The sequence below is a fragment of the Streptomyces sp. NPDC054887 genome, from assembly GCF_053610585.1.
This window is the reverse complement of sequence record NZ_JBSGYQ010000028.1, coordinates 72,386-90,694: the sequence shown is the minus strand read 5'-3', so window position 1 is coordinate 90,694 and position 18,309 is coordinate 72,386. Positions and strand designations below refer to the sequence as shown.

The 18,309-nt window shown below is 71.6% G+C and carries 14 protein-coding genes; 9 read left to right on the top strand and 5 right to left on the bottom strand.

Annotation, left to right across the window (positions count from 1 at the left end; all coding sequences use genetic code 11):
- Window positions 1–778 precede the first annotated feature (778 nt).
- The gene (locus ACWGH0_RS17930) at window positions 779–952 is read right to left on the bottom strand and encodes a hypothetical protein (RefSeq protein WP_453405105.1); all 174 of its coding nucleotides are present in this window, start codon (window positions 950–952) and stop codon (window positions 779–781) included.
- 233 nt (window positions 953–1,185) lie between these two features.
- The gene (locus ACWGH0_RS17925; protein WP_453405104.1) at window positions 1,186–4,263 is read right to left on the bottom strand and encodes an AfsR/SARP family transcriptional regulator; all 3,078 of its coding nucleotides are present in this window, start codon (window positions 4,261–4,263) and stop codon (window positions 1,186–1,188) included.
- A 179-nt stretch (window positions 4,264–4,442) separates the two neighbouring features.
- Here ACWGH0_RS17925 and ACWGH0_RS17920 point away from each other — a divergent pair, with 179 nt between their 5' ends.
- Entirely contained in the window at window positions 4,443–5,663 is a 1,221-nt protein-coding gene (locus ACWGH0_RS17920; RefSeq protein ID WP_453405103.1) for an amidohydrolase family protein, read from the top strand.
- Between the two features lie 102 nt (window positions 5,664–5,765).
- Entirely contained in the window at window positions 5,766–6,179 is a 414-nt protein-coding gene (locus ACWGH0_RS17915) for a PaaI family thioesterase (RefSeq protein ID WP_453405102.1), read from the top strand.
- Between the two features lie 20 nt (window positions 6,180–6,199).
- Here the strand turns inward: ACWGH0_RS17915 and ACWGH0_RS17910 are convergent, their stop codons facing one another.
- Window positions 6,200–7,051: a helix-turn-helix domain-containing protein gene (locus ACWGH0_RS17910; RefSeq protein ID WP_453405101.1), complete on the bottom strand. Its 852-nt coding sequence runs from the start codon at window positions 7,049–7,051 to the stop codon at window positions 6,200–6,202.
- Between the two features lie 13 nt (window positions 7,052–7,064).
- Window positions 7,065–7,817, bottom strand: coding sequence for a DUF6879 family protein (locus ACWGH0_RS17905; protein ID WP_453405100.1), 753 nt, complete (start codon window positions 7,815–7,817; stop codon window positions 7,065–7,067).
- 298 nt (window positions 7,818–8,115) lie between these two features.
- On the opposite strand from ACWGH0_RS17905, the gene ACWGH0_RS17900 reads away from it, so the two are divergent.
- The 7 genes from ACWGH0_RS17900 to ACWGH0_RS17870 all read left to right on the top strand — a co-directional run bounded on the left by ACWGH0_RS17900 (window position 8,116) and on the right by ACWGH0_RS17870 (window position 16,684).
- Window positions 8,116–8,595, top strand: a complete 480-nt coding sequence (locus tag ACWGH0_RS17900; protein WP_453405099.1) for an ATP-binding protein — start codon at window positions 8,116–8,118, stop codon at window positions 8,593–8,595.
- 69 nt (window positions 8,596–8,664) lie between these two features.
- On the top strand, window positions 8,665–9,612 hold the full coding sequence (locus ACWGH0_RS17895) for an LLM class F420-dependent oxidoreductase (protein ID WP_453405098.1): 948 nt from the start codon (window positions 8,665–8,667) through the stop codon (window positions 9,610–9,612).
- A 14-nt stretch (window positions 9,613–9,626) separates the two neighbouring features.
- A complete protein-coding gene (locus ACWGH0_RS17890; protein WP_453405097.1) occupies window positions 9,627–10,412 on the top strand; it encodes an SDR family NAD(P)-dependent oxidoreductase in 786 nt (261 codons plus the stop codon).
- A gap of 93 nt (window positions 10,413–10,505) precedes the next feature.
- The gene (locus tag ACWGH0_RS17885; protein ID WP_453405096.1) at window positions 10,506–11,636 is read left to right on the top strand and encodes an LLM class flavin-dependent oxidoreductase; all 1,131 of its coding nucleotides are present in this window, start codon (window positions 10,506–10,508) and stop codon (window positions 11,634–11,636) included.
- Window positions 11,637–11,692: 56 nt separating this feature from the next.
- Window positions 11,693–13,432: an N-acyl-D-amino-acid deacylase family protein gene (locus tag ACWGH0_RS17880; protein ID WP_453405095.1), complete on the top strand. Its 1,740-nt coding sequence runs from the start codon at window positions 11,693–11,695 to the stop codon at window positions 13,430–13,432.
- On the top strand, window positions 13,429–14,898 hold the full coding sequence (locus ACWGH0_RS17875) for an aldehyde dehydrogenase family protein (RefSeq protein WP_453405094.1): 1,470 nt from the start codon (window positions 13,429–13,431) through the stop codon (window positions 14,896–14,898). The genes ACWGH0_RS17880 and ACWGH0_RS17875 overlap by 4 nt, the downstream gene beginning before the upstream one ends.
- A gap of 226 nt (window positions 14,899–15,124) precedes the next feature.
- The gene (locus ACWGH0_RS17870) at window positions 15,125–16,684 is read left to right on the top strand and encodes an APC family permease (protein ID WP_453405093.1); all 1,560 of its coding nucleotides are present in this window, start codon (window positions 15,125–15,127) and stop codon (window positions 16,682–16,684) included.
- Window positions 16,685–16,826: 142 nt separating this feature from the next.
- Here ACWGH0_RS17870 and ACWGH0_RS17865 read toward each other — a convergent pair whose 3' ends face one another.
- On the bottom strand, window positions 16,827–18,287 hold the full coding sequence (locus tag ACWGH0_RS17865; RefSeq protein WP_453405111.1) for a CehA/McbA family metallohydrolase: 1,461 nt from the start codon (window positions 18,285–18,287) through the stop codon (window positions 16,827–16,829).
- Window positions 18,288–18,309 lie beyond the last annotated feature (22 nt).

The following is an 18,309-nucleotide window of genomic DNA, read 5'->3' as shown; positions in this document are numbered from 1 at the left end:
GGCGATTTCGCTGCGCTCCACCCTTGACCCACCACCCCGGCCCACCGCTGACGCTCAACAGGGGACGGCCCAAGAAAAACGCCCGGCACGGGAGCGGGATGGGGGCGGGTGTGGGTTTGGTGGCTTGCGGGTGTGTGGTGGGGTGCGCGGTCGGTTCTGGGGTGGTGCGGCCCCTGTCTCGGCGGGTGCGGCGACGGCCGCTGGTGCGACACCGCATCTCTGTTCCGAGGCGAGGTCCCACGGCGGTGGTGGCCGACCTGACCGGTCGACCTGCGGGACTCGGTGTCCGGGGCGGCCGGTCGGCGTGGGGAGTCGGTACGCAATGAGCGGCGAGCGGCGAGCGGCGGGCCGGCCGACAGGCGTCGCCTGTCGGCGGACCGTGAAGTGATGCTGCATGCCATGCCATGCCATGCCATGCGATGCAGGCCATAGAGGCCCCCACGGTTGCGCCCCGGCCGTCGACCCATCGGCCATCGGCCGTTGGGGAGCCGTCTCCCCATGTCCGCGCGTACAAGTAGGCCGCGCGGCATGCCAAGTAGGCGGCTTTGGGGCCCGGGATGGGACGAACTCAACACTTGGTGGGCAGGAACACCTCACCGGCCCCAGTCGTCACATCCGTATCGGTCTGGCTCGCCATGTGTGCGTAACGGCCCACGGGTCGTCGCGGCTGGTCGATGCGTATGCACCCACCACCGTCCCCGCCCCCCACGCACGGCGACGGCCGCGGTGGCTCCCCCTCCGGGCCACCGCGGCCGTTCGTTCCCCGTGGAATGTGGTCTCAGGTCACCGGCTCGCTCGACATGTGGTCGTCCAGCGGCTTCAGGACGTCGTCACCAGCGCCGGACATGTGGTCGTCCAGCGGCTTCAGCGGCTTCACGGTGTCGTCCTCCGCGCCGGACATGTGGTCGTCCAGCGGCTTGGGGCTGCCCGTCGGCTGCTTGATGTCGCTCATCGTCGCTCCAAGGTGTGTCGGCGTTGTTCGGCCAGAACGGTCGCGTAAGCCCGCCCGGCAACTCCCCCGAGGGTTGCCGGACGGGCTGGGACCGTACAACTTAGTTGGCCGGTCCTGCGCCGATCCGTCTGCCCCCCGACGCGACGGATCGATAGGAAGACAGTGACGGACACGGATAAACGAACGATGAACGCCTTGGTGGGGGCGTTGACGGCCCTCCCGCCCCCCGCCCCCTAAGCCGCCCTGACCGAAGCCAGTAGGTCGCGGACCTCCGCGGCTTCCGGGGAGCCCAGGTCTTCGAAGATGGTGAGGGCCTCGCCCCAGCAGGCTCTGCTGCGGTCGACCTGGCCCAGGTGGTCGAGCGCCTTGCCGAGTACGGTCAGGACCGTGCCGCGGCGCCATTCGCCGCCGATGCCGCGCAGGGCGATGGCCTGCTCGGCGTGGGCCGCCGCCAGCGTGGGGCGGTGCGCGGCGAGGTGCACCTCGGCGAGTCGGAAGTGGGTCACCCCTTCCCACAGGGGCTGGCGGTTCTCGTGGAAGATGCCGAGGGCGTGCGTCAGTTGGTCCAGCGCCTCGCCGAACTGGCCGGCCTGGGTGAGGGCCATCCCGAGGGCGTAGCGGCCGTTCGCCAGGCGCAGGGTGAAGCCCTGCCGGTCGTAGATGTCGACGCCCTGCTTGGCCAGTTCCACCGCGCTGGCGGTGCGGCCCATGGCCAGGTGCGCGCGGGACAGGTTGCACAGGGCGCTGGCCTCGCTCGGCCGGTTCCCGTCGGCGCGGAAGTTGTCTATGGCGAGCGCGAGGTACTTCTCCGCCTCGCTGTAACGCTTCTGGTAGATGGCGATGAAGCCCCTGATGTTGGGCGCGTAGCCGCCCGGGATGGGGTCTCCCTGTGCCAGGGCCATCGCCGCCTCGGCCTCGGCCTCCGCCTGGTCGAAGCGGCCCGCGATGTGGAACACGTGGGTGAGCGCGGTACGGGCCCGGCCCTCGGCCCGGAGGTTCCCCGTGCGCCGGGCCGCGTCGAGCAGCGTGTGCGTCGTGTTCTCGTACCGCCGGAAGTTGGCGCCGGATTCGGAGAGGTCCTTGGCGGCGAGCAGGAGGTCCACGGCGCGCTGGACGGACGCGGCGTCCGTGGACTGCTGTGCGCAGGCCAGGATGCATTCGGCCTCGGTGTGGAGCCAGTCGAGCGCCTTGCCGCGCTCCTCGAACCGCAGGCCCGCCCGGCCGGTCGGCTCCAGGTGGTCCACCAGGCGGTCGCCCGGGCGTTCCAGGGCGTACACCGCTGCCGCTGTGGCCAGGTAGAAGTCGAGGAGCCGGGACAGGGCGCGCTCGCGTTCCGCCGGCGGTTGTTCGTCGCGCTCCGCGCACGCACGCGCGTAGAGGCGGACCAGGTCGTGGTAGCGGTAGCGGCCGGGGGCGGCCGATTCCAGGAGGGACGTGTCGACCAGGGACTCCAGCAGGTCCTCGGCCTCGTGGAGGGGCTGGTCCAGTACGGCCGCTGCCGCCGCCAGGGAGATGTCGGGGCCGTCCGCCAGGCCCAGGAGGCGGAAGGCGCGGGCCTGCTGCGGCTCCAGTTGGCCGTAGCCGAGTTCGAACGTGGCCTTCACCGCCAGGTCGCCGGCCTGGAGCTCGTCGAGGCGGCGGCGTTCGTCCGCCAGCTTCGCCGCCAGGACGGAGACCGTCCAGGTGCGGCGGGACGCGAGGCGCGAGGCGGCGATGCGGATGGCCAGGGGGAGGAAGCCGCACGCGCCGACGACGTCGAGCGCCGCCTCGCGTTCCGAGGCGACCCGCTCGGCGCCCACGATCTTCGTGAAGAGGCGCAGCGCCTCGTCGGGGGACATGACGTCGAGGTCGACGAGGTGCGCCCCCGCCAGGCCCAGCATCCGCGCCCGGCTCGTCACGAGGGCCGCACAGCCCGTCGTGCCGGGGAGCAGGGGGCGGATCTGGGAGGCGTCGCGGGCGTTGTCGAGCAGGACCAGGACGCGGCGGCCGTCGAGGGTCGAGCGGTAGAGGGCCGCGCGGTCGTCCAGGGTGTCGGGGATGGAGGCGTCCGGGGTGCCGAGGGCCCGCAGGAACGAGCCCAGTACGGTCTCCGGCTCGGCGGCGCGCTGGCCGGCGCCCTGGAGGTCGACGTACAGCTGGCCGTCGGGGAAGTGGGAGCGCGCCGCGTGCGCCACGTGCACCGCGAGCGTCGTCTTGCCGACGCCACCGATGCCGGCCAGGGCCGACACGGCCATGACGCCGGACTCGGCCGTCGCCAGCCGGTCCCCGAGGTCCCATACGAACGACGCCCGGCCGGTGAAGTCCGGCACGGTGGCCGGGAGCTGTGCGGGCCGTACGAACGCCGGGGCCGCCGAGGGCGCGGGTTCCACCGGGCGGGCCAGGTCGGCGTCGGCCTCCAGGATGCGCTGCTGGAGGTGGGCGAGCTCGGGGCGCGGGTCGACCCCGAGTTCGTCGGCGAGGAGGCGGCGCGTGTCGGCGTACACGGCGAGCGCCTCCGCCTGCCGTCCGCTGCGGTAGAGGGCGAGCATCAGCAGTTCGCGCAGGCGCTCGCGCAGCGGGTGCGCCGCGGTGAGCGCGGTGAGCTCCGACACCGCCTCGGCGTGGCAGCCGACCTCCAGGTCCAGGTCGAGGCGGGTCTCGGTGAGCTGGAGCCGCCATTCCTCCAGGCGGGCCCGCTGGTTCTCGGCGTACGGGCCGGGTACCGACGCCAGCGGTTCGCCGTCCCACAGGCCGAGCGCCTTGTTGATCAGCGAGCGGGCCTGGCAGCGGTCGCCGGACGCGCGGGACTTCTCCGCGTCGGCGGCCAGTTCCTGCGCGACCGCGAGGTCGAGGGTGTCGGCGCCGGCCCGGATCGCGTACCCGCCGGATTCGCTGACGAGCGTTCCCGGGTTCAGCGCCTTGCGCAGCCGGGAGGCGTACGTCCGTACCGCCGCCAGGGCCTGGGACGGCGGCTCCGTGCCCCAGATGGCGTCGATCAGCTCGGAGGCGGTGGCGGTGCGGCCGTCACGGAGCAGGAGCGCGGCGAGCAGGGCGCGCTGCTGCGGTGAACCGGTGTTGACGGAGTCGGCGCCGCGCCAGGCGCGGACGGGGCCGAGGACGCTGAAGCGCACCGCCTCGGGGGAGTGTTCTCGTCGCTGGTCGTCGTGGTGGGTGTCGCCGTCCTGCCGGGTTGCGGCGTCGTTCCCGATGCCGCTGTGCCGGGTGCCTCCGTCGGGTTGGGTGCCTCCGTCGTGCCTGGTGCCTCCGTCGGGCCGCGGACCCGGACGGGAAGCCGGAGTTCGCTGCTCCGGTACCCGAGGTACGCCGTCCATCGCACTCCCCCTACTGCCTCTGCTGCCGCCTGCGGTCTGCCCTACCGCCCTACCGCCCAGTCGCAACAGCCAGTTTGCCTTGTCCATGGCGAATGCGGCAGCACCGGAAGGAGCCTGCCCCTTACCCACACGCGGCCTACTAGCTGACGGATCGTCAGATCAGCGCTACCGTGGAACGCATGGAGACCTTCCCGAAGATCATCTCGGTGGACGACCACACGGTGGAGCCCCCGCACGTCTGGCGGGACCGGCTCCCGTCCAAGTACCGGGACTCCGGGCCCCGCGTCGTCCGTGCCCCGCTGAAGGAAATGACCTTCCTCGGCGGGAAGTTCGCGCCGGTGATGGGCGCCAAGGGCGACGAAGGGCCGATCGGTGACTGGTGGGTGTACGAGGACCTGCGCCGCCCCCTGACCAGGCTCGACACCGCCGTCGGGTACGACAGGGACGAGATCAGGCTGGAGGTCATCACGTACGAGCAGATGCGGCCGGGTTCGTACTCCGTCCCCGACCGCCTCGCCGACATGGACGTCAACCACGTCCAGTCGGCGCTCTGCTTCCCGACCTTCCCGCGCTTCTGCGGCCAGACGTTCACCGAGGCCGGGGACCGCGAACTGGGACTGCTCGGCATCCGGGCGTACAACGACTGGATGGTGGAGGAGTGGTGCGGACCCGATGCCGGGGGCCGCCTGATCCCCCTGACGCTCATCCCGCTGTGGGACGCCGACCTCGCCGCCGCCGAGGTGCGCAGGAACGCGGCGCGCGGCGTGCGCGCGGTCGCGTTCTCCGAGATACCGCCGCACCTCGGGCTGCCGTCCGTGCACACCGACGCGTGGGACCCCTTCCTGCGCGCGTGCGACGAGACCGGAACGGTCGTCGCGATGCACATCGGCTCCTCCAGCAGGATGCCGTCCACCTCCGCCGACGCCCCGCCGGCGGTCGGCTCGACGATCACCTTCGCGAACTGCTGCTTCTCGATGGTCGACTGGCTGATGAGCGGCAAGTTCGAGCGCTTCCCCGGCCTCAAGGTCATGTACGCGGAAGGACAGATCGGCTGGATCCCGTACATCTTGGAGCGCGCCGACGTGGTGTGGGAGGAGAACCGGGGCTGGGGAGGCGTGGCGGACAAGGTGCTGCGCCGGCCGTCCGAGCTCTTCGCCGAGCACGTCTACGGCTGCTTCTTCGACGACGCCTTCGGCCTGAGGAACCTCGACGCGATCGGGGTCGGCAACGTCCTGTACGAGACCGACTACCCGCACTCCGACTCCACCTGGCCCAAGTCGCGCGAGGTCGGTGAGCAGCAGATGGGGCACCTGGACCCGGACGTGGTCGAGCGGATCGTGCGCGGGAACGCGATCGAACTGCTCGGCCTCACCGGCGAGGGGCTGTGGCCCGGGCCGTGACGGCGGTGGAGCGGTGGTGGCGGTCGCCGTGCGGGTGAAGCGTTTCCCGCCGCCCCCGGGCGGCCTCTGGCGGCGGGCGTGGCCGAGCGGGATCATCTGCGTATGACGCTGAGCCTCGCCGAAGCCGAGAAGATCCTTGCCGACAACTTCGCCCCCTGGGTGCTCGACCTCGGGCTCGCCGTCGTGGAGACCGGCGAGCACCATGCCGTACTGCGGCTGCCCTGGTCGGACCGGCTGGCCCGGGAGGGCGGGGGGCTGTCCGGGCAGGCGCTGATGGCGGCGGCGGACACCGCGACCGTCATCGCGGTGTCCTCGGCGCGGGGCGCGTTCGTCCCGATGACCACCGTCCAGCAGTCGACGTCCTTCCAGCGCGGGGTCGTCGGCGCGGACGTACTGCTGGACGCGCGCGTCACCAAGCTGGGCAGGCGCATGGCGTTCGCCGACATCACCATGACCGCCACCGGGTCGCAGGACCCGGCCGCCCGCGCCTCGGCGGTGTACGCGCTGCTGGGCTGACCGCGTCCCCGGGCCCGCCGTCAGTGGGGGTCCAGGGCCCGCCGAGCACGGCTGATCACCGCGTGCGCGTCGGCGCCGTACACGGCCGATGCGCTCAGCGTGGACCACACCTTGGAGTAGACGGCGATGCTCGCGGCGTCGTCGATCCAGAGCTCGGCGTGCCAGTCCTCGACGATGGCCAGGCGATCGTCGAAGATCCAGAAGCCGTTGGCGGGCGGAATGCGCAATGCCGCGGTGAAGGGGACGATGCCCAGTTCGACGGTGTCCAGGCCGATGACCCCTGCCAGCCTGTCGAGCTGCGCGGCCAGTACGGAGGGCGGGCAGACCTGCGCGTGCAACGCCGCCTCCCACATGACGATGTGGTACTTCGTGCCGGGGCGGTACAGGCTCTCCTGCCACCGCAGGCGTGCTCGTACGGCGTCCTCGGTGTCGCGGGGCGACTGCTGGAGATCGGAGTACCGGCTGAAGATGTTCCGTGCGTAGTCGGCGGTCTGGAGGGCGCCGACGATCATCGAGTTCTCCCAGGCGCGGAATGTCGTGGACCGGGCGAACTCGGTGCTGATGGCGTCCTGCACAGCGCGGTGTCCGGAGGCCAGTTGCCGCCGCCACGACCGGATGTGGGATTCGAGGCCGGCCAGCCGCGCAAGCAGCTCCTCGGCCGCCTCCGGGTGGCCCGTGCCCTCGGCCCACGCACGCAGGTCCTGGACGGTGGCGGTCTGCCGTCCGTTCTCCAGCTTGCTGACCTTCGAATGCGGCCACCCGAGGACCTGCGCGAGCCGAGCGCCGGTGAGCCGACCTCCAGGGGAAGATTCGCGCAGTGCGCGGAGACGTACCCCGAGCGCGGCGCGAGCTTGTTGGAAGTCGGTGCTCACCAGGTCTCTCTCGCTACTCTGCGGCGGTCACTCCGGCCGCGAACCTTTCGTACGGTACGGCGTAGTGCCAGGCCGCATCGCGAACTTGAGCGTATCGATTGACCACCGCCGGTTCAGTGATCAGTTCGACGTCGAGCAGGTTGTCGGCGTCGTCGAAGCGCAGCAGGGCGACGAGCCGTGAGTCGATGAGCCAGAAGTCCTCGTCGGGCAGGTTCAGCCGCTCCGCGTCGGCGCGCCGCAGGTTGCGGATGTCCTCCCCCACGGAGGAGTTCCGCTTCGCGTTGTCGAGCAGGTACAGCTGTCCGGGCGTCGGCGGGTCGTCGACCACGCGCACCCGCTCGAACCGCTTCCCCAGAGCCGTCTGCTCCCGGCGCTCGGCGCACCATTCGGCATTGGCGCCGTCCCACACCACGGGCTCGCCCCGCAGGAACTGTGCGTAGGTGTCCGAGACCTCGTCCGATGCGTACCTGCGCCGTGTCTCCAGCCGCCAGGCGGTGTGCTTGAACGCGGTGAAGAGCTGGTCGAACTCGTCAAGGCCGATGATGTCGGGCACTCGGTCCGCCTCCTTGGGGCCGAAATCGATCAGAAGCTCTCGCGGCACGACGATCGCGGTCTCGCCTTCGGATAAATGCCGCAACTGGGCGGTGTCGTCGGGGTCCGTGAGCGGTGGGCCGTGGACGATGATGTCGCCGGTGTCGAGGTCCTCGTGGACCGACGGACATCCGTTCACGCCGCTGCCCGTTCCGTTGAAGCGCAACCGCCTCATAGGGGTGTCCTTTCGCTCGGGAGTCGGCCCATCGCTCAGCTTCACGGGCTTCTGGGCGTCGCGGTACAGCTTGTCGCCGACCTTGCGGGAAAGATCGAGAAAGCCTGCGCACCTTTCGAGAAACATCGAGAAACTTTCGCGCCGCAGGCGAGTGGTTGTCCGTAACGTCCCCTCTCGCCCAGTGCACCCGCGTGCACCCACCACCGCACCCGCCCTCCCGCCCGCTGAGACGGACAGGGCCCGGCGTGCGTATGAGTCGTATCGGGGTTGAACAGTGGAACGACCGAGTGAGGCCGTGATGACGGATCCGGGGCAGGGCCTGTACGGGCCCTTCGTGCGGGAGTGGTCTGCCGGCTGGCCCATGGCGGCCGGCACCGTGCGCCTCGCCCGCCTGCACGTCCGCCGCCGGCTCACGGTGTGGGGGTGGCCGGGCGATGTGGAGGACGCCGTGCTGGTCGTGTCCGAGCTGGTCACCAACGCGGTCCACCACGGCCACAGGGCCGGCCACGAGCTGTGGTTGCGGCTCGCGGTGCTGGCGGACGGGGCCCTGCTGGTCGACGTGTCCGACCCCGTCGCCGCGTTCCCCGGGTTCGGGGCGTCCGGGGAGCCGGGGGACGGCGAGGAGCGCGGGCGGGGCCTTCGGGTGGTGCGGGACCTCGGTGGGGAGATCGGCTGGTTCCTGCGTCCGCACTGCGGAAAGACGGTCCGGGTGCGGCTGCCGGCCGGCCGGCCGGGGCCGCCGGCGGGGGACGGGGCGGCGCCCCGGCCTCTTGTCTGATGGAGCGTCAGGTACGACGATGGCGTGGCCGTCCGTGGGTGACGGATCGTCAGCTCCGAAGGGGTCCTCATGGCGCGGGTTCTTCCCGAAGGGCGGCTGTCGTACGGGATGCAGCTCCCGGTCCAGTCGCAGAGCACCATGTACGCGGAGACGTGGGAGTCGGAGGCCGGTCCGCAGGAGCTCGCCGAGGTGGCCCGGGTCGCGGACCGGTCGGGTTTCGCCTACATCGCGGGCTGCGACCACGTGGCGATCCCGCAGCGGCTGGCGGGGGCCATGAGCACCGTCTGGTACGACCCGGTCGCCACGCTCGCCTTCCTCGCCGCCGTCACCGAGCGCGTACGGCTGCTGAGCCACGTGGCCGTCGTCGGGCTCCGGCATCCGCTGGTCACGGCCAAGCAGTACGCGACGCTCGACCACCTGAGCGGCGGCCGGCTGGTGCTGGGGGTGGGGGCCGGGCACGTGCGGGAGGAGTTCGACGCCGTCGGGGCGGACTTCGCGCAGCGGGGCGGCGTACTGGACGAGACGATCGACGCGCTGCGGGCGGCGCTGGGGGAGGAGGAGTACCCCGAGTTCGCCGGCGAGCGCTTCTCGTTCCGGGGGCTCGGGCAGCGGCCCCGGCCCGTGCAGCGGCAGGTGCCGGTGTGGGTCGGCGGGTCGTCGCCGGCGGCCGTGCGCCGGGCGGCGGTGCGGGGGGACGGCTGGCTGCCGCAGGGCGATCCGCGCGACTGCCTCCCCGCGCAGATCGCGAAGCTCCGGCGGATCCGGGCGCAGGCGGGGATCACCGAGCCCGTCGAGATCGGCGCGATCACCGAGCCGCTGTACGTCGGCGACCCGTCGTGGGACGTGGGGCGGCGCACGCTGGCCGGGAAGCCGGCCCGCCTCGCGGAGTCGCTGCGCGCCTACCGGGCGATGGGCGTCGACCAGATCCAGGTGCGCTTCCGCAGCAGGAGCCTGGGCGAACTGACCGACCAGATGGCGGCCTTCGGCGGCGAGGTCGCCCCGCACCTCGACGACTGAAGGAGTGGCAACCCATGGGAAAACTGGACGGACGGGTCGTCGTCATCACCGGCGCGGCACGCGGGCAGGGCGAGCAGGAGGCGCGGCTGTTCGTGGCGGAAGGCGCGAAGGTGGTGCTCACCGATGTGCTGGACGACCGGGGCGAGGCGCTCGCGAAGGACCTGGGGGAGGGCGTCGCGGCGTACGTCCACCTCGACGTGGGCCGGGAGGCCGACTGGATCGCGGCGGTCGCCGTCGCGAAGGAGACGTTCGGGAAGATCGACGGGCTGGTCAACAACGCGGGGATCCTGCGCTTCAACGAGCTGGTGAACACGCCGCTGGAGGAGTTCCAGCAGGTCGTGCAGGTCAACCAGGTCGGCGCGTTCCTGGGGATCAAGACCGTGGCGCCGGAGATCGAGGCGGCGGGCGGCGGGACCATCGTCAACACGGCGTCGTACACGGCCCTGACGGGGATGGCCTTCGTCGGCGCGTACGCCGCGACCAAGCACGCCGTCCTCGGGCTGACCCGCGTGGCTGCGGTGGAGCTGGCGGCGAAGAGGATCCGGGTCAACGCCGTGTGCCCGGGGGCGGTGGACACGCCGATGACGAACCCGGCGGCGCTCGATCCGGGGGCCGATCCGGTGGCGTCCGGGGCCGCCGTCGACGAGCTGTACAAGAAGCTCGTGCCGATGGGACGCATCGGGCAGCCGCAGGAGGTGGCGGCGCTGGCGCTGTTCCTGACGAGCGACGACTCGTCGTACATCACCGGGCAGCCGTTCGTCGTCGACGGCGGGTGGCTCGCGGGCGTCAGCGTTCTCTGACGACGCGTCAGCTATTGACGGCCCCCGGGGCCGGTGGAACAGTCGTGGGCACCTCCATCTGACGGTGCGTCAGTTCTGCTAAGGAGAAGTACCTTGGAATTCGGGCTGTTTGTACAGGGGTACGTGCCGGCCGCGCGCGCCAGGACCGACCCCGACGCGGAGCACAAGGCGCTGATCGAGGAGACCGAGTACGTCATCCAGGCGGACAAGTCCGGCTTCAAGTACGCCTGGGCCTCCGAGCACCACTTCCTGGAGGAGTACTCGCACCTGTCGGCCAACGACGTCTTCCTCGGATACCTCGCGCACGCGACGGACCGTATCCACCTCGGCTCGGGCATCTTCAACCCGCTGGCGCCGGTGAACCACCCGGTCAAGGTCGCGGAGAAGGTCGCCATGCTCGACCACCTCTCGGAGGGGCGCTTCGAGTTCGGCTCCGGGCGCGGGGCCGGCAGCCACGAGATCCTCGGCTTCATGCCGGGCATCACCGACATGAACCACACCAAGGAGATCTGGGAGGAGACGATCTCCGAGTTCCCCAAGATGTGGCTCCAGGACGAGTACCCGGGCTTCCGGGGCAAGCACTGGTCGCTGCCCCCGCGCAAGATCCTCCCCAAGCCGTACGGGGCGTCGCACCCGGCGATGTGGTACGCCGCCGGGTCGCCCTCGTCCTACGCCATGGCCGGGAAGAAGGGGCTCGGAGTGCTGGGCTTCAGCGTCCAGAAGGTCTCCGACATGGAGTGGGTCGTCGAGTCGTACAAGAACGCGGTGAAGGAGGCGGAGCCGATCGGGGGCTTCGTCAACGACAACGTCATGGTCACCTCGACGGCGATCTGCGCCGAGACGCACGACAAGGCGGTCGAGATCGCGGTCGGCGGCGGGCTGAACTACCTCCAGTCGCTGCTCTTCCGCTACCACGACACCTTCCCCCGGCCCGAGGGCGTCCCCGAATGGCCGGAGCTGCTGCCCGAATACACGACGGAGATCGTCGAGCTGCTCATCGCGGAGGAGCTGATGATCTGCGGGGACCCGGACGAGGTGCTGCGCCAGTGCGAGCGGTGGGAGCGGGCGGGGGCGGATCAGCTCTCGTTCGGGCTGCCCATCGGGGTGTCGCCCGAGGACACGATGACGACGATCAAGCTCATCGGCGAGCACGTCATCCCGAAGATCGACACCGATCCGGTGCACCGGACGACCCGCTTCCGCCAGGGGGCGCAGGCGCACTGAGGCACCACCGGCCGCGCGGGGCCTCCTCCCCCCTCTCCTCAGCCGAAGGGACCGCCATGCTCGACCACCTGATCCGCGGAGCCACCGTCGTGGACGGCACCGGGGCCCCCGCGTACGCCGCCGACGTCGGCATACGGGACGGGCGCATCGCCGTGATCGCGCCGCCCGGCGCCGTCGGCGAGCCCGCCCGTACGACCGAGAACGCCGAGGGGTTCGTGCTCGCCCCCGGCTTCGTCGACCCCCACACCCACTACGACGCCCAGCTCTTCTGGGACCCGTACGCCACCCCGTCCCTCAACCACGGCGTCACCACCGTGGCCGGCGGCAACTGCGGCTTCACCCTCGCGCCGCTGCACCCCGACCGCCCCGAGGACGCCGACTACACACGCCGCATGATGGCCAGGGTCGAGGGCATGTCCCTCGTCGCACTCGAAGAGGGCGCCCCCTGGACCTGGCACACCTTCGGCGAGTACCTCGACGCCCTCGAAGGCCGCATCGCCGTCAACGCCGGCTTCATGGTCGGCCACTGCGCGCTGCGCCGCCACGTCATGGGCGCGGACGCGGTCGGCGGCCCGGCGACCGAGGAGCAGACGGCGCGCATGGTCCGGCTCCTGCGCGACGCGATGGACGCCGGCGCCTGGGGGCTGTCCACCACCCAGTCGTCCACCCACAGCGACGGCGACGGACAGCCCGTCGCCTCCCGCCACGCCGCGCCCGCCGAGCTCGTCGCCCTCTCCCGTGCCGTCGGCGAGCACGAGGGCACCCAGCTGGAGGCGATCGTCGCCGGCTGCCTCGACCGGTTCACGGACGAGGAGATCGACCTGTTCGTCGAGATGACCACCGCCGCCGGACGCCCCCTGAACTGGAACGTTCTCACCATCGACGCGGCCGTGCCCGAGCGCGTCCCGCGCCAGCTGGAGGCGAGCGAACGCGCCCGCCGGGCCGGCGGCCGGATCGTCGCGCTCACCATGCCGATCCTGACGCCCATGAACATGTCGCTGGGCACGTTCTGCGCCCTCAACCTCATCCCGGGCTGGGGCGACGTCCTGGCCCTGCCCGTCCCCGAGCGCATCGAGAGGCTGCGCGACGCGGACGTACGGGCCGGGATGCTGGCCCGCGCCGACAGCAAGGAGGCCGGCGTCTTCCGCCGCCTCGCCGACTTCGAGCGGTACGTCGTCGGCGACACGTACTCCCCGGCCAACGAGGGCCTCAGCGGGCGCGTGGTGCGCGACATCGCCGCCGAGCGCGGCCAGGACCCGTTCCACTGCCTCGTCGAGATCTGCGCCAACGACGGCCTGCGCACCGTCCTGTGGCCGATGCCCTCGGACAACGACCCCGCGAGCTGGGAACTGCGCCGGCGCACCTGGGAGCACGAGGACGTCCTGCTCGGCGGCTCCGACGCCGGGGCCCACCTGGACCGGATGTGCGGGGCGCCCTACACCACGCGCTTCCTGGGCGACTGCCTGCGCGGCCGCAGGCTGGTGCCGCTGGAGCGGGCGGTCAAGATGCTGACCGACGACCCCGCCCAGCTCTTCGGGCTGCGGGAGCGCGGACGTATAGAGGAGGGCTTCCACGCCGATCTGGTCCTCTTCGACCCCGAGCGGATCGCGGCGGGCCCGGCCACGCTCGTGCACGACCTGCCGGGGGACAGCCCCCGCCTCGACGCGAAGGCGATCGGCGTCGTGTCCGTGCGCGTGAACGGCGTCGAGACGATACGGGACGACCAGGTCACCGGAGCGGTGCCGGGCACGGTGCTGCGCTCGGGCCGGGACACGAGGACGGTGGCGACCAAGTGAGCCGCCGGGAGCCCACGGGGCGGCTGTTCATCGGCGGCGAGTGGACCGAGCCCGACGACGGCCACTACGAGGTCGTCGACCCGGCCACCGAGGAAGTGACCGGCCTCGCCCCCGAGGCGAGCCGCGCGCAGGTGTACGCCGCCGCCTCCGCCGCCGGGGCCGCCTTCCCGGCCTGGTCGCGCACCGCACCGGAGGAGCGCGCCGCGATCCTCGACCGGGCCGCGGACCTGATCCAGCGCGACGCCGCCGCCCACGCGGCCGTCGCCCGCGCCGAGACCGGCGCCACGGCCGCGACCGCGCTCGGCATGCAGGTCGCCGTCGCCGCCGCCCGCTTCCGGCGGTACGCGCGCGGGGCGCTGGAGCCCGTGGAGACCGGGCTGCCGCCGCAGGTGAACCCGGCGGGGCCGATGGGGAAGGCGGCCGTCGTCGGCGCGCTGGCGGTGCGGCAGCCGGTCGGCGTCGTCACCTGCGTCACGTCGTACAACAACCCGTGGGCCAACGCGGCGGGCAAGGTCGCGCCCGCGCTCGCCATGGGCAACACCGTCGTGGTGAAGCCCGCGCCGCAGGACCCGCTGTCCGTCTACCGCATGGCGGCGGCGCTGGCCGAGGCCGGAGTGCCGCCCGGGGTCGTGAACGTCGTGACCGGCTCGTCGCCGGCCGCCGGTCAGGCCGCCGTCGACGCGCCGGACGTCGACATGGTCAGCTTCACCGGTTCCACGGCCGTGGGCCGGCGCATCGCCGAGGTCTGCGGGCGCGGCATGAAACGCCAGCTCATGGAGCTGGGCGGCAAGGGCGCGGCGCTCGTCTTCGACGACGCCGACCTGGACTCGGCGGTCCGGGGCATCGGAACGACGTTCTCCTTCTACAGCGGCCAGATCTGCACGGCGCCGACGCGCGTGATCGCCCAGCGCGGCATCTACGACCGGCTCGTCGAGAAGCTGGCGGCCTACGCCGGGTGCCTGAAGGTGGGCGACCCCACCGCCCCCGGCACGGTGGTCGGGCCGGTGATCTCCGCCGCCCACCGCGACCGTGTCGAGTCGTACGTCGAGCTGGGCAGGAAGGAGGGCGCCCGCCTGGTCGCGGGCGGCGACAGGCCCCCGTACGACAAGGGGTTCTACGTGGCCCCGACCCTCCTAGCCGACTGCACGAACGACATGCGCGCCGTCCGCGAGGAGATCTTCGGCCCCGTCGTGGCCGTCGTCCCCTTCGAAGGCGACGAGGAGGAGGGCATCGCGCTCGCCAACGACAGCGACTACGGGCTGATCGACTACGTGTGGTCGGGGGACGTCTCCCGGGCCTTCCGCGTCGCGCGGCGGCTGCGCGCGGGCGGGGTGGGGGTGAACACCGTCGGACGCAACATGGAGGCGCCTTTCGGCGGCTTCAAGCAGAGCGGCGTGGGCAGGGACGTCGGCTCGTTCGCGCTGCACGCCTACAGCGAGACGCAGGCGATCGTCTGGACCGGATGAGCCCTCCGGAAAGACGTACGGGAAACTTTTGAATAGGGCAAAATGGACAGTGTTGCGGTTTCCGCAGCACGGAAGTTTTCGCCACCGCCTGGCAATGACTGCCTCGTCGCCGCCTGTCACCTTCAATCCTCAACCAAAGACCGGTTGACTGCCGGTGAATACCAGGATCTCCGGAGTGGAGTGACGTACTCCGGATGTGGAAAACGCAGCGGTTAACGTCCCGCTTATGACTCATGTGGAAACACGGCCCCAGGCCGGAGACACGGTAAGCGGCGCCCCCTCGGTGGAGGGCGGCGTACGCGAGAAGGGGCTGGGCGGGAACTCCGTCGGGCTGATGGGCAACGCCGTCATCGGCATCTCCACCGTTGCGCCTGTCTACTGCCTCACGGCCACACTGGGCCCCACGGTCGGCGAGGTCGGGCTCCAGATGCCCGCCGTCTTCCTCGCGGGCTTCCTGCCCATGCTGCTCGTGGCCTTCGCCTACCGCGAGCTGAACAAGGCCATACCCGACTGCGGCACCTCCTTCACCTGGTCGGTGAAGGCGTTCGGCCCCCGTATCGGCTGGATGTGCGGCTGGGGCCTGCTGGTCGCCACCATCGTCGTGCTCTCGAACCTCGCCGGCGTCGCGACCTCCTTCTTCTACCTGCTCCTCGGTGAGCTGCCGGGCGGCGCGGGCCTCGCCGCGCTGGACGACAACAAGTTCGTCCACATCCTCACCACACTCGCGTTCATCGCCGTCGCGACCGCGATCAGCTACCGGGGCATCACCGCCACCAAGTGGGTCCAGTACGCCCTGGTCGGCCTCCAGCTCGCGGTACTCGCCATGTTCGTCTTCATGGCGCTCACCAAGTCCGACGAAGTCGCCAACTCCATCGACTTCTCCTGGTCCTGGATGAACCCCTTCGCGGTCGAGTCCTTCGCCGCCTTCACCGCCGGCCTGTCCCTCTCGATCTTCATCTACTGGGGCTGGGACGCCTGCCTGTCGGTCAACGAGGAGAGCGTCGGCAGCGCCAAGACGCCCGGCCGCGCCGCGATGCTCGCCATGGTCGTGATCGTCGTCTCGTACCTGATGGTCGCCATCGCCGCGCAGATGTACGCCGGCGTGGGCGAGAAGGGCACCGGCCTCGGCAACCCGGACACCGCCGACAACGTCTTCGCGGTCCTCGCCGAACCGATCATGGGCTCCGGCCTGGGCATCCTGCTCTTCGTCGCCGTCGTCGCCTCCGCCGCCGCGAGCCTCCAGACCACCTTCATCCCGGTCGCCCGCACCGCCCTGGCGATGAGCACCTACCAGGCCATGCCGGCCTCCTTCGCGAAGGTGCACCCGCGCTTCAAGACCCCTGGCCGCGCGACCGTCGTGGCGGGCATCGCCACCGGCGTCTTCTACTCGGTGATGACCCTGGTCAGTGAGAACGTCCTCATCGACACGATCTACGCCCTGGGCCTGATGATCTGCTTCTACTACGCGATCACCGCCTTCGCCTGCGTCTGGTACTTCCGCGGCGAACTGCGCGACTCGGCGCGCAACCTGCTGGTCAAGGGCATCTTCCCGGGCGTCGGCGCCCTCATGCTCACCGCCGTCTTCGGCCAGACCCTGTACGACATGTGGGACCCGGCGTACGGCAGCGGAAGCTCCCTCTTCGGTGTCGGTTCGGTCTTCGTGATCGGTGTCGGCCTGCTGCTCCTCGGCGCGGTGCTCATGTTCGTCATGCAGCGCGTCAGCCCGGCGTTCTTCCGCGGCGAGGTGCTGACGAAGGAGACCCCGGCGCTGGTCGTCGAGGACTGACCGCCGGTCCGCAGGACGGACCACCGGTTCCATCTGAGTCTCAGGAGGGCCGGGAAGCCACGACACGGCTTCCCGGCCCTCTCGTCATGCCGTCCCCCGGGTGTCACGGCCTCCCGGCTCTCTCGTCATGCCGTCCCCGGCGTCACGGCCTCTCGGCCGTTCCTCCCAGGAAGACGGGGTTGGTGAGCGCCGCGAAGGCTCCCGGCAGGCCGGGCACCGCGGGCGCGTGGCGGACTTCCGCGCGTACGTACGTGGCGTACGCAGGCGTCGTACGCCACTCCACCACGCCCGCCCCCGGCGACGGCAGCGGCGCAGTGTGCAGCGTCCCCTGGTCAGTGACGAAGTGCGCGGTGCAGCCCGGCGCGCCCGAGACCTCCAGGCGCACCGTCACGGGCGTGTCGGCCCCGACGTCCAGCCGGCCGCCGATGCCCGCGTGGCGGGCACGCCCGCCCGAGGCGCCGAACGACAGCGACACGGCGGAGGACTCGGCGACGTACGCACGGCCCGCGCGGATGCCGTCCAGGATCGCCTCACGGCTCAGGTCGTCGGCCAGCACCACCGTCTGCGGCATGCCGACGACCTGCGGCTCCCGGTGGGCGTCGCTGCTCCCGACGGCCGGGACCCAGCCGCGTGTCGCACCGGAGGCGAGGCCGCTGTCCCAGGAGGCGAGCGCGATCTCGTCGTCGGGGGTGTACGGCCCGTTCCAGACCTCCACCGCGTCGGCGTCCCCGAACCCTGACTTCCAGCCGCACCCGACGCAGGTGGCGTGCGGATGCGCGGGGACGACGAGCCCGCCCGCACGGCGGATCACGCGGGCGAAGTGCCCGAAACGGTTGTCGCGGGCGCGGTAGCGCCAGTCGACGAACGTGCCGGGCTCGGTGCCCACGGCGAGGACATGACCGTTGCGCGTGGTGACCTCCTCACCGGTCAGGATCAGCAGCTCGCCGTCGGGATGAGGACCCCACAGCCCTTCCCAGGCGCTGTGCGCGGCGTGCGTGTTGTGCTCGCTGGTGTTGATGAAGTCCAGCCCCGCGGCACGTGCGGCAGCCGCGATCTCGGCCGGGGTGCGCCTTCCGTCGGAGTACACGGAATGGAGGTGGCAGTCACCCCGGTACCAGGCCCGGCCCCGCCCCTTCGCGCGCTCGGGCGGGTAGACCGGGACGGGCGCGGCGCCGGGAGCGCCGTACCGGAGCGTGACGGTCACGGAGTACGGCAGCCCTCCGGGGGCGGTGGTGTACGGACCGAGCGCGATGTGCCACGTACCGGCCCGGACGGGACCCGGGATGTACCCGGGCGTCGCCGTGTCGGCACGGACGAAGAACTCCGACCGCGCCCCGCCCGACCACCCCCGGAACCCGCGCCCGCCGAGAGCGGTGCCGCGCTCGTCGAAGATGCCGATGTCGAGGGCGTTGCCCTGGGTGCCGGGCGGCACGGGCGTCTTCTCGTACGCGTACGACACGGCCAACTCGCGCACGCCACGAGGCACTTCGATCGGCAGGTAGACGTAGTCGGGCGCCCCGGGAGGAAGGACCCCCCGTACCGTCCTGCTCTCCCCCTCGCCGGGAGGCGACGACGCGGCACGTGCGAAGCTCACGCCACCCAGCCCCAGGGCAGCGGCGACCCCA

Bases quoted from the DNA above. Each gene is read 5' to 3' on its own strand.
- ACWGH0_RS17930 (WP_453405105.1), bottom strand. From the start codon at position 952: ATGAGCGACATCAAGCAGCCGACGGGCAGCCCCAAGCCGCTGGACGAC.
- ACWGH0_RS17925 (WP_453405104.1), bottom strand. From the start codon at position 4,263: ATGGACGGCGTACCTCGGGTACCGGAGCAGCGAACTCCGGCTTCCCGT.
- ACWGH0_RS17920 (WP_453405103.1), top strand. From the start codon at position 4,443: ATGGAGACCTTCCCGAAGATCATCTCGGTGGACGACCACACGGTGGAG.
- ACWGH0_RS17915 (WP_453405102.1), top strand. From the start codon at position 5,766: ATGACGCTGAGCCTCGCCGAAGCCGAGAAGATCCTTGCCGACAACTTC.
- ACWGH0_RS17905 (WP_453405100.1), bottom strand. From the start codon at position 7,817: ATGAGGCGGTTGCGCTTCAACGGAACGGGCAGCGGCGTGAACGGATGT.
- ACWGH0_RS17900 (WP_453405099.1), top strand. From the start codon at position 8,116: ATGACGGATCCGGGGCAGGGCCTGTACGGGCCCTTCGTGCGGGAGTGG.
- ACWGH0_RS17895 (WP_453405098.1), top strand. From the start codon at position 8,665: ATGGCGCGGGTTCTTCCCGAAGGGCGGCTGTCGTACGGGATGCAGCTC.
- ACWGH0_RS17890 (WP_453405097.1), top strand. From the start codon at position 9,627: ATGGGAAAACTGGACGGACGGGTCGTCGTCATCACCGGCGCGGCACGC.
- ACWGH0_RS17880 (WP_453405095.1), top strand. From the start codon at position 11,693: ATGCTCGACCACCTGATCCGCGGAGCCACCGTCGTGGACGGCACCGGG.
- ACWGH0_RS17870 (WP_453405093.1), top strand. From the start codon at position 15,125: ATGACTCATGTGGAAACACGGCCCCAGGCCGGAGACACGGTAAGCGGC.